Source organism: Nonomuraea rhizosphaerae (assembly GCF_019396405.1).
Lineage (GTDB): Bacteria > Actinomycetota > Actinomycetes > Streptosporangiales > Streptosporangiaceae > Nonomuraea > Nonomuraea rhizosphaerae.
Map to the genome: position 1 here is coordinate 1 of NZ_JAHKRL010000227.1, position 10,025 is coordinate 10,025.

9 protein-coding genes are annotated in these 10,025 nt (G+C 69.9%); 3 read left to right on the forward strand and 6 right to left on the reverse strand.

Translation table 11 applies throughout. The features are described 5' to 3' along the window. From KME77_RS11345 to KME77_RS11360, 4 genes are all read right to left on the reverse strand, one after another. The coding region (locus KME77_RS11345; RefSeq protein ID WP_219465511.1) for a DUF6603 domain-containing protein at positions 1-2,319 on the reverse strand (2,319 nt) is incomplete at its 3' end. A gap of 11 nt (positions 2,320-2,330) precedes the next feature. Next, on the reverse strand, positions 2,331-3,773 hold the full coding sequence (locus KME77_RS11350; protein WP_219465513.1) for an exonuclease/endonuclease/phosphatase family protein: 1,443 nt from the start codon (positions 3,771-3,773) through the stop codon (positions 2,331-2,333). 111 nt (positions 3,774-3,884) lie between these two features. Next, positions 3,885-4,409 (reverse strand): hypothetical protein, encoded by a 525-nt coding sequence (locus tag KME77_RS11355; RefSeq protein ID WP_219465515.1) that lies wholly within the window; start codon positions 4,407-4,409, stop codon positions 3,885-3,887. Then, positions 4,406-4,654, reverse strand: a complete 249-nt coding sequence (locus KME77_RS11360; RefSeq protein ID WP_219465517.1) for a hypothetical protein — start codon at positions 4,652-4,654, stop codon at positions 4,406-4,408. Before KME77_RS11360 ends, KME77_RS11355 begins: the two co-directional genes overlap by 4 nt. A gap of 110 nt (positions 4,655-4,764) precedes the next feature. Here KME77_RS11360 and KME77_RS11365 point away from each other — a divergent pair, with 110 nt between their 5' ends. Both KME77_RS11365 and KME77_RS11370 read left to right on the forward strand, forming a co-directional pair. Next, positions 4,765-5,343 carry a TetR/AcrR family transcriptional regulator gene (locus tag KME77_RS11365; RefSeq protein WP_219465518.1) on the forward strand — a complete coding sequence of 193 codons (579 nt, stop codon included), beginning with the start codon at positions 4,765-4,767 and terminating at the stop codon, positions 5,341-5,343. 81 nt (positions 5,344-5,424) lie between these two features. Next, entirely contained in the window at positions 5,425-5,901 is a 477-nt protein-coding gene (locus tag KME77_RS11370) for a DUF4396 domain-containing protein (RefSeq protein WP_219465521.1), read from the forward strand. On the opposite strand, the gene KME77_RS11375 is transcribed toward KME77_RS11370, so the two are convergent. Together KME77_RS11375 and KME77_RS11380 are read right to left on the reverse strand one after the other, a co-directional pair. After that, positions 5,892-6,713: a hypothetical protein gene (locus tag KME77_RS11375; RefSeq protein WP_219465522.1), complete on the reverse strand. Its 822-nt coding sequence runs from the start codon at positions 6,711-6,713 to the stop codon at positions 5,892-5,894. The genes KME77_RS11370 and KME77_RS11375 overlap by 10 nt on opposite strands. Positions 6,714-6,889: 176 nt before the next feature. Beyond that, positions 6,890-8,458 (reverse strand): alkaline phosphatase D family protein, encoded by a 1,569-nt coding sequence (locus KME77_RS11380; protein WP_219465530.1) that lies wholly within the window; start codon positions 8,456-8,458, stop codon positions 6,890-6,892. 238 nt (positions 8,459-8,696) lie between these two features. Between KME77_RS11380 and KME77_RS11385 the strand changes: the two genes are divergently transcribed. Next, the gene (locus KME77_RS11385) at positions 8,697-9,974 is read left to right on the forward strand and encodes a Glu/Leu/Phe/Val family dehydrogenase (protein ID WP_219465532.1); all 1,278 of its coding nucleotides are present in this window, start codon (positions 8,697-8,699) and stop codon (positions 9,972-9,974) included. The last annotated feature ends 51 nt before the right edge of the window (positions 9,975-10,025 follow it).

Consider the following 10,025-nt stretch of genomic DNA (forward strand, 5'->3'; position numbering starts at 1 on the left):
CGGCGGCTCCATGTTGATCAGGGTGCCGGCGATCTCCAGCGGCGGCTGCCGGTAGGCCACGCCGAGGCCCTGGAGGCAGAACTCGGGGGCGAAGCCGGTCAGGGGCGAGCCGACGCCCAGCCCCTGGAGGTCGAACGTCAGCGGGCCGAAGGCCAGCGTCGCGTCCAGCTCGAACCACAGGGCCTGCTCGCTCGACTGGTACAGGACGCCGATGCGGTTGATCGACACCGGGCCGAAGCTGCGCTGGACGGTGAACCAGGTGACCCCGTCGGAGGACGCGGGAGCGGGTGCCCGCAGCCCGCTCGGACCGCCGAGGCCGACGCTGACCGGCAGCCGGTCGCCGCCGAGCTGCAGGACGGCCGAGACCAGCAGGGTTCCCGGGACGCCGGTGGACGGCAGGAGCGGGTAGTCCGCGCCGAGGCCGCCGATCAGGCCGTTGAGGGCGCTCGGGTCGGGGATCGGCGCGCCGGCGATCAGCACCTGGAGGTCGCCGATGGAGACGTTCTCGATCTCGGCCAGTTCGTCGCCGACCAGCGGCAGGTCGGACAGGCTGAAGGTCTGGCCGGAGGCCAGGCAGCAGACCCACACGCGGGTCTGGCCGGTCTTGAGGGTGGCGAAGGAGAGATCGCCGTAGGTCCGCGACTGCGCGCCGAACGCCAGGCTGTCGTCGCTGAAGTCGTAGATCAGCGTGGCGGCGGTGAGCCCCAGGTCCAGGTCGGACGGCACGGAGGGCATGGACGTCCAGCCGAAGGCGGCGGCGACGTCGGCGAAGCCGAGCGGCTGCCCCCACCCGGTCCAGGACGCGGTCAGCTTCTTGTCGGCCGCGTCGAGGTCGATCTCCACGTCGAAGAACTGCTCGCCGATCAGCAGGCCGCCCCGCAGCACGAAGGAGAGCTGCCCGCCGGTCGAGGCGGCGAGCACCGTGACGGACAGGTCCAGCGGCCCGGTGTCGAGGTTCAGCGTGAACGAGTCCTGCGCCGTCCCGTGGATCTGCCAGTCGTAGCCGCCGCCGGTCTTGGTGAAGGTCATGCCGAAGTTCTCGAACGTGAGCTGCCGCAGGCAGGCCGGCAGGTCGACGTCGCCGCCGGAGATCCCGTTCACCAGGTCCTGGAGAAGGACCAGGCCGGTGAACCCGGCGCCGATGCTGAGGTCACCGGCCGGGTCGGCGGTGAGCTCGAAGGCGAAGACGCCCTGGAAGACGTCCGGGAAGATCTGCGCGGTGGCGGTGAAACAGGCCAGCACGGCCGGGGTGCCGAACGGCGTCAGGACCGAGCAGGTGAGCGTCATGCTCTCCAGGTCGAACTGCCCCAGTTGCCAGGGCTGTTTCGTGCCGATCCCGCCGGTGATGTCCATGACCTCACCCGTGTCGGCGTTGAAGGTCGCGCCGAGAGTGGTCAGCCCGACGGAGGAGAAGACGTCCGTCAGCTCGGACGGGATCGACTTCGTGTAGTCGACGTTGCCGATCAGCGCGGTGATCTCGCCGGCCGTGATGGTGCCGTCGGTCGCCGCCATGGTGAGGCAGAGGTTCGGCGTTCCCTCGATCAGCGCGGCCTGGAAGGTGCTGAACGGCTTCCCGCCGACGTTGAGCGTCGAGCTGAAGGAGAGCCAGTAGGCCAGGAAGCCGTTCTCGTCGGTCTCGCCGGTCACCTGGACGACGGGCAGGGACAGGACGAAGGAGGTGTCGGCGGTGATGAGCGCGTCGATGGCGCCGGTCAGCGTCACGGGCGGCGGGTCGGTCGCCGGATCGATCGTGCCGCACAGCACGACGCCGTCGCCGGCGGTGAGGCTGCCGACCAGGTTCATCAGCAGGGCGGCGGGGCCGTCGAGCCCGAGGAACGCGGCGAGGTTCAGCCCCTTGACGAGGGTGAGGGCGGGGACCTTCTCCTGCCAGAGGTAGCTGGTCGTGGCGGCCGTGGTGACCAGGAACGCGGGCTGCGTCACGGTCATCGTGGTGAACGGCGCGACCTGCAGCGACTGGAAGCTGGTGCCGAACCCCCAGTCCGCGGGCAGCGTGGCGACGATCAGCGCGTCGACCGTGCCGCCGGTCTCCAAGGTGAAGACGACCAGCGCCGGGACCGACGTCACCCCCAGGAACGTGGCCGTGCCCGGGACGCTGAGCTGGTCCCCCTCGGGCGCCGGGATCTGACCGGTGACCGCGACGGACAGGTCCCGCGTCAGCCCCAGCGCGGCCTGGACGGTGCCGTCGAACCCGGCCGCCGGGGTCAGCCCGGCCGCCGTCAGGGTGGACTCCGCGACGGTGATGGCGCCACTCGCGTCGGCCTGGGACTGCAGCGTGGACCGCAGATCGAGAAGGCTCATGTCCCCCGCCCCTACACGTCGATCATGAGGGGCAGGTGGTCGCTGGTGCTGAACCTCTTGCCGAGGTAGTCCCAGCCCTGGAAGATCTGCGCCAGGAAGGCGGCCCCGCCGGCGTTCGGCGTGATTCCGCCGCTCCCTGTCAAGGCCGGCGGGCTCTTGGTCAGCATCTTGGCCGGGATGCCGACGGGGAAGGGCCGGCCGCTCGTCAGGTCCGCCGTGACCCCCGGCGGAGCGGGGAAGAGGTCGTAGGGCGTGCCGGTCAGCGTGTTGACGACGGTGACACCGGCCGCCTGGCCGTTGTACCCGTACGCCGTGAGGATGTTGTCGATCGCGCCGGAGTCGCTGACCGGCTGCCCCGAGCAGCCCATGTAGCCGAAGCGCGGGTAGGCGTTGTGCTGCGGATCCGGCGTCACGTTCTTGTCGTTGTACGGCGTCCCCTGCGCGGCCGACAGCAGGTGCGTCATGCAGTACGGTTTGCGGACCGGGACGGGGTCGCCGGTCTGCCCCGTCCGCGAGTCGAGGTGCAGCGTGTAGATGCCGCCCGAGCCGGTGAGCAGGTTCGTGTAGGCCTCGGCGGCGCCCTCGAAGGTGTCCACGTTGAAGTCGCCGAGCAGGACGTTGACCTCGCCCGCGCTGACGGTGGTGATCTGGCTGACGTCCGCCAGTCTCCTGACCGCGCCCGTGGCCGTGGCCGGGGAGGTGTGCACGCTGAAGAGGTTGATGGTGCGCTTGCCGGCCACGTCGAGAAAGCGGGTGTAGAACGGCCCCCGGCACCCGGCATGGGGAAAGTTCAGCCGGTTGTCCGGCATTTCGGGCGGCGGCGGCGAGGGGATCGGGCGGGCGGTGGTGGTCGTGTCGTAGTACTGCCATTCGCCGGCCAACTGGGTCTCGGCGATCGACTGGGGGATCTGCGGGAAGCTGGTGGTCCGTCCCAGGGCCGGCATCGCGGCGGCCCAGGGAGCGGGGTACGTCGTCAGTTTGGCGTACGTCGCCTGAGCGACCGGCTGGCTCTGCCCGACGGCGCCCGGCGGGGCGTAGAGCTCGTAGAAGAGGTTCGGGCCGGTGAACTGGACCGTCGTGGCGTTGTAGAAGACGGCGACGGCCTCCTGCTGGCCGATCCCGCCGAGGTTGAGCGGCGGGACGAGGCACCAGTTCGACCCGTTGGCGGCCAGGACGGGGTCCGCGCGGAGCTGGGCCAGCAACCGCAGCACGGCCAGCCCGGCATTACTGCCCGGGTTCAGCGCGATCCCCTCCGCGCCGACGTCGGCGGTGCGCGAGAAGACCTCGACGACAACGATGATGTCGGGGACGGGGCCGCCCGTCGGCCCGCGCATGATGTCGGTGACGATGTGGGCCTGCCGCGAGGCGGACTCGTTCGCCGTGGCGAAGGTCGCCGGGTCGTAGAGCTTGGGCAGGGAGAAGTTGCACAGGTTCCAATACAGGATGCGGGTCATGGTGCCGCGCCCTCCCGCACGTCGATCGCGTCATGACGGTTTCCGCGAGCCCCGACGGTCACGGTACGTTCCCCGCGCGGGTGAGGTCGGACGCCGTTCCCGGCGGCCGGGTCAAATGTTCTTGACCTGCTTCGGGGCGGCGGCCGGGCCCGGCGCGTAGGGGGTGCGACCGCGCGGCTTGTAGACGGCCAGCACGGTGGCCAGCAGCAGAAGCACCAGCGCCAAGGAGGAGTGGATCACCGCGGACGGCCCGCGGAGCACCCGCATGTCCGCGTCGGCGGCGGCGGCCAGGCGAGCCAGGGAGCCGAGCGTGGCCGTGTACATCAGCAGCACCGCGAGGGCACCGACGTTGATCAGCAGCTTGAACAGCACCCAGTAGTGCCGCACCAGCCCCCAGGCGCCGCCCAGGGACTGCACCAGCCCGGTGATCAGCGAGGCCACGGCCAACGGGACGAGGGCGTACCAGGCGGCCGGTTCCATGACCCGGTAGACGGCCCGGACCGTCGCGCTGTCCGGGCTGGTGACGCCGATGACGGCCAGCGCCAGGAACACCAGCACGGCGCCCAGCCAGCCCGTCGATGCGGTGATGTGGGCGGTGAGCACCAGCTTGCGCAGACCGGGCCTCATCGTCGTCATGCGTCCACCCGTCCCCCCGGCGATCCGGCCATCGCGCCCAGCGGCACCGCCGACGGACCGCCGGGACTGTAGCCGCTTGACCCGTGACCACCTGACCCGTGTCCCCCTGGACCATGGCCTCCGGCGAGCATCAGGACGACAAAAAGCACAACCACCACCGCGACGACGACGAACGCCACCTTCACCCACCGGGGCAGGCCGGCGTCGTCACCGCCGCTGCCGCCGCGGTCGCGTAACTCGGACATGACAGATCCCTTCGAGCAGGCGGAGCGTGACCAGCACCCGCATTTTACAAAACACTCTGTCTATATCAATACACGATGTATTGATCCTTGGATGGCGTATCGTCAGTGACGTGCCGAAGCTGTGGAACGAGACGATCGAGGCGCACCGCCAGCAGGTGGAGGAGGCGATCCTGCGCCACACCTCCGCGCTCGTGGCCGAGCACGGACTACGGGCGGTCACCATGTCGCGGATCGCCGAGGTGACCGGCATCGGCCGGGCGACGCTGTACAAGTACTTCTCCGACGTCGAGTCGATCCTGCTGGTGTGGCACGAGCGGCAGATCACCACCCATCTCGACCATCTCGCCCACGTACGCGACCAGACCGGCGACCCGGCGGCGGCGCTGCACGCGGTGCTGGAGGCCTACGCCCACATCACCCAGCAGTCCCGCCGGCACGGCGACAGCGCCCCGGTGGCGTTCATGCATCGCGACGATCACGTCGCCGACGCCCGGAGGCGGCTGCACGAGCTGGTCCGCGACCTGCTGACCGACGGCGTCCGAGCGGGCGCGGTCCGCGACGACGTCCCGGCCGAGGAACTGGCCGGCTACTGCCTGCACGCCGTCGCGGCGGCGGGCGAACTGCCGTCGAAGGCCGCGATCCGCCGCCTCGTCCAGGTCATCCAGTCAGGACTGCGACCGCCCGCGTAGAGGTGGCGAACAGCCTCGCATACCCCCCTCAGGTATAGTGTCGGTGGACGACCTCCGCACCGCACCGTCGAGGAGTGCCCGATGACCGAGGAGAACCCACCCGCGCCCCACCACCACACCGGCAAGGCGTCGTGGGCGACGGCCGCCTCCGCCACGCTGCACTGCCTGACCGGATGCGCCATCGGCGAGGTGCTGGGGCTGGTGATCGCGACCTGGCTGGGCTTGAGCAACGCCCCCTCCATCGCCGTGGCCGTGGTGCTGGCCTTCTTCTTCGGCTACCTGCTGACCCTGATGCCGCTGCGCCGGGCCGGCGTGGACTGGCGCACCGCGATCAAGCTGGCGCTGGCCGCCGACACGCTCTCCATCCTGGTGATGGAGATCGTGGACAACGGCGTGGTGCTGGCCGTCCCCGGCGCGATGGACGCCACGCTGACCTCCGGCTTGTTCTGGGGCAGCCTCGCCCTGTCACTGCTGGTGGCCTTCCTGGTCACCACTCCGGTCAACAAGTGGGTCATCGGCCGGGGCAAGGGCCACGCGGTGATCCACGGCTACCACTGACCCGGACGCTGCAGCGCGGTCAACGCCTCGAAAAGGTCGTCGAAGGTCCGGAAGGAGTCGACGGCATCCTCGTAGGCGTGAATGCGACGGCGGTATTCGTCGATGATCGCCGACCAGGCATGCCGGTGGTCACCGGCGGCGACCACGAGGAGGGACTCGTAGGTTCCCAGGTCGCAGCCGATGGTGATGGCGACGAAGACGTCACCTGGAGCGAGCAGCGTCGCCAGTTCGGGTTTCGAGCGCCCACGCAGTGACGTGAGCAGCCGATTCTTGCGGCCAGCGTCGGCGAGGCCGAACAGGTTCACGGTGCCGTAGACGTCACTCAGCGTGGCGACGCTCAAGGCCGTCAGTTCACGTAGATCGTGGACGGGGAAAAGGGCGGCCTCGTACCGATGCGCACGTTGCCAATCGGTGGGACCCGGCTGGAGAGGCAGCATCACTCGGGGGACGACGAACCCGGGGGCGCGGGCCGTCCAGTCGGGGTACTCGGCGTCGATCCCGTACTCCCAGGTGACGAAGTCGTAGGACTGCCCCAGGGAATGGATCGCCTTGTCACGCCCCACGGTCGGGATGGCGAGCCGGTGGCGTCCGGCGGTGAAGGCCCAGGCCAGGCCGAGGTAGACCGCCACTTCTTCCTGGTTGTTGTTGTTCACCCCGTAGCGGAAGAAGGGGTTTTGCCGTGACTCGTCGGACTGGTAGGGCTCGTAGAGACCGGGCCAGTGGCGTTCGATCACGCCCTGCCCGAACTCGGCGATCAGCCGAGCGCGGGTGATGCCGTCGGCATACTCGACATCGAAGTTCAGGCGACTCATGATCACCGGCCTACGTCTGATGGTGGTTGCCGTCCTGCCGCAGGCCGTTCACAGGATCTGATCATCGCCCGATGAATCGGCCAAGGCGGCGAAGCGGCTTTGAGCTGGGGGTTTGGGGGGCCGCGCCCCCCAATGTCACTGCCTGAGCCGTAGGCGAAGACGATGCCTGGTGGGTGTCAGTGGGACGACTCCTGTTTGTCGGGCAGTCGCACCCCGTCGATCCGGCTGACGCCCTCCCCCGCCGGCTCCCACCACTCCAGCTCGCAGGGCAACGTCAACGTGGCCAGCGCGTTCTGGAACCACGGCCCCGCCACGACCCGCCATCGGAACGGCGGTCGCGGGATGCGGGCGAGCCGGGCCAGCATCCCGCCCACCAGCGTGGCGATGCCGAACTGGCTGAACACGTTGGCCCAGCGCAGCACCGGGCTGAGCGGGTTGCGGATGGGCGAGCAGACGACCTGGTAGATCTCCTGCCGGTTCACCTTGGCCAGGTACGAGTAGTGGACGTCCCCGGACAGGATCATCACCGGCTTGCCGACCTTCACCAGCAGCCGGGACAGGTCGTTGAAGGAGCGCCGGAACGCCGCCCAGTGCTCCAGGTCGATCGCCTGCCGGAGCTTCTCCGACCAGCGGGCCACCAGGGGGCCCCAGCGGCCGTCGCAGAGGGCCTCGTTCCAGTTCTGGACGAAGTGGACGCCCTCCGGCAGCAGGAACGGGATGGAGGAGCCGATGACCAGCCGGTCGGCGGGTTTGGCGACCTCCTCCTCCAGCCAGGCCCATTCGTCCGGGTCGAGCATGCGCCGGTCGCGCGGGGTGAGCTGCCTGGCGCAGCGGGTGTCGACCATGATCAGGCGGGTGCCGCCGAGTTCGCGGGAGTAGCTCCAGCGGTTGCTGCTCGGCTCGGCGTCGGCCCGTTCGGCGAAGGCGTCGAGCGCCTCGCCGCCGGCGCCCTTCATCAGGTCGGCCAGCAGGGGCTCCTCGGCGCGCTCGGCGGGTGAGAGGTTGCCGAGGTGCTGGTAGACCCAGTACGCGCCGAGCCCGGAGATCACTCTGCGGGACCACCAGGAGGTGGCGGCCATCTGCTCGCGCCAGGTCTGGGAGGTGTTCCAGTCGTCGCGCAGGTCATGGTCGTCGAAGATCATCGCGGTCGGGATCGTGGACAGCGCCCACCGGATCTCCGGCTCGGTCCAGGCCACGCGGTAGAGCTCGGCGTACTCCTCGAAGTCGGCGATCTCCTTGCGCGGCTCGTCGTCGCGCCGGGCCGCGATGAACTTCAGCATCTCGGGCGAGGGGCTGTCGGCGTACACCTGGTCGCCGAGGAGCAGCAGCAGGTCGGGCCACTCGTCCTCGGCGGCTTCCTTCAGGTGCGACCCGTACGAGCGCAGCACGTCCGTGCCGTGGGTCAGCACGTACGCGGTGTCATGCGGCACGCTGGTGCGGCACGAGCCGAACGCCAGCCTGCCGGGTCCGTCGGACGGGAACAGCCGGATCCGGCTCGGCGGCCACCCGTCCAGCGGCCACACGCGTTCCTCACCCAGCGTCACCGTGTAGGAGTCGACGTTCTCCCGCAGGTCAAGCAGGTCCACGATCCCGTAATGGTGACCGTGGACGGTGAACGTCCGCGCGGAGAACGTCCGCCCCGCGGCTTCCACAGTGACCGTGCCCGGTTCGGCGGTCTCCACCCAGATCGAGGCGCTGGTGGAATCGACGTACCGCAGCATCGGTCCGACGACCAGTGCGGACATCGGCCCCCCAGTTTCTCCAGTTCGGCACCCTTGTCCTCTCCAGCCTGCCAGAGTGGCACGTTTGCAGCAGCCAGATCGGGGGTGTAATTGAGCACAACAGATTCGGACAATCCGCAAAGCATAGGCGACAAAAAACGTCTCGCTCTAGGATGATCATGACACGAACGCCCAAACACGGCAGGCAATGGCGCCCGCCTCTGGGCGTGCACGACAGGCGACAACAGGAGGAATCTCTTCCATGACCGTCATGGTGCCGTCAAGGACGCCGGCCCTGATCACACCCGGCCGCCAGGCTCTCGACTCCGCTCTCTACCAGCTCGACCAGGCCGCCGAGCATCTCCGGCTCGACCCCGGGCTCCGCACGATGCTCGCCACTCCGCGCCGGTCGCTCACCGTCTCGGTCCCCGTTCGCCGCGAGGACGGGCACATGGACGTCGTGCAGGGCTTCCGGGTCCAGCACAACGTCTCACGCGGGCCCGCCAAGGGCGGCATCCGCTTCCATCCCGGAACCGACATCCACGAGGTCACCGCGCTCGCGATGTGGATGACCTGGAAGTGCGCGCTGGTCGGCATCCCGTACGGCGGCGCCAAGGGCGGCGTGGCCGTGGACCCGGCCGTGCTCACCCCGCGTGAGCTGGAGCGCGTCACCCGCCGCTACGTCAACGAGATCCTGCCGATGATCGGCCCGGAGAAGGACATCCCCGCCCCGGACGTCGGCACCGACGAGCAGACCATGGCCTGGATCATGGACACCTACAGCGTCAACGCGGGCTACTCGGTGCCCGGCGTGGTCACCGGCAAGCCGATGACGCTGGGCGGCTCGCTCGGCCGCGCCGGGGCGACCTCGCGCGGCGTGCAGATCGCCACGCTGTGCGCGCTCGGTCGTTCGCCGGAGGGCGTGACGGTGGCAGTGCAGGGCTTCGGCAAGGTGGGCGGGCCCGCCGCCCTGTACCTGTCGGAGGCGGGCTGCAAGGTGGTGGCCGTGTCCGACGCGTCGGGCGCGGTCCACAACGGCGACGGGCTCGACGTCGCGGCGCTGCGCGCGTGGGCGGCGGAGTCGGGCGGTGTGTCCGGTTTCCCGCACGCGGACGCGCTGGGCCACGCCGAGCTGTTCGAGCTGGACGTGGACGTGCTGGTGCCGGCCGCGCTGGAGGCCGTGATCACGGTCGAGAACGCGCCGCGCGTGCGCGCCCGGCTGATCGTCGAGGGCGCGAACGGCCCGACCACCCCGGAGGCGGACGAGATCCTGGCCGCCAACGGCACGACCGTGGTCCCCGACATCCTGGCCAACGCCGGCGGGGTGATCGTGTCGTACCTGGAGTGGGTGCAGAACATGCAGGCCTACTCGTGGAGCGGCGGGGAGGTGGACCTGAAGCTGCGTGACCTGATGGAGGGCGCGTACGCGGAGGTCCGCTCGCTGGCGTCGGCCCGTGGGCTGACGCTCCGGGAGGCGGCGCACGTCATCGGGGTCGGCCGGGTGGCCGAGGCGCACCAGATGCGCGGCCTCTACCCCTGATCCGCCACGTCTGATCCGCCATGTCGGTCCGGCGCGGGTCGCGCCGGACCG

Bases quoted from the DNA above. Each gene is read 5' to 3' on its own strand.
- KME77_RS11385 (WP_219465532.1), top strand. From the start codon at position 8,697: ATGACCGTCATGGTGCCGTCAAGGACGCCGGCCCTGATCACACCCGGC.
- KME77_RS11370 (WP_219465521.1), top strand. From the start codon at position 5,425: ATGACCGAGGAGAACCCACCCGCGCCCCACCACCACACCGGCAAGGCG.
- KME77_RS11350 (WP_219465513.1), bottom strand. From the start codon at position 3,773: ATGACCCGCATCCTGTATTGGAACCTGTGCAACTTCTCCCTGCCCAAG.
- KME77_RS11355 (WP_219465515.1), bottom strand. From the start codon at position 4,409: ATGACGACGATGAGGCCCGGTCTGCGCAAGCTGGTGCTCACCGCCCAC.
- KME77_RS11360 (WP_219465517.1), bottom strand. From the start codon at position 4,654: ATGTCCGAGTTACGCGACCGCGGCGGCAGCGGCGGTGACGACGCCGGC.
- KME77_RS11375 (WP_219465522.1), bottom strand. From the start codon at position 6,713: ATGAGTCGCCTGAACTTCGATGTCGAGTATGCCGACGGCATCACCCGC.
- KME77_RS11380 (WP_219465530.1), bottom strand. From the start codon at position 8,458: ATGTCCGCACTGGTCGTCGGACCGATGCTGCGGTACGTCGATTCCACC.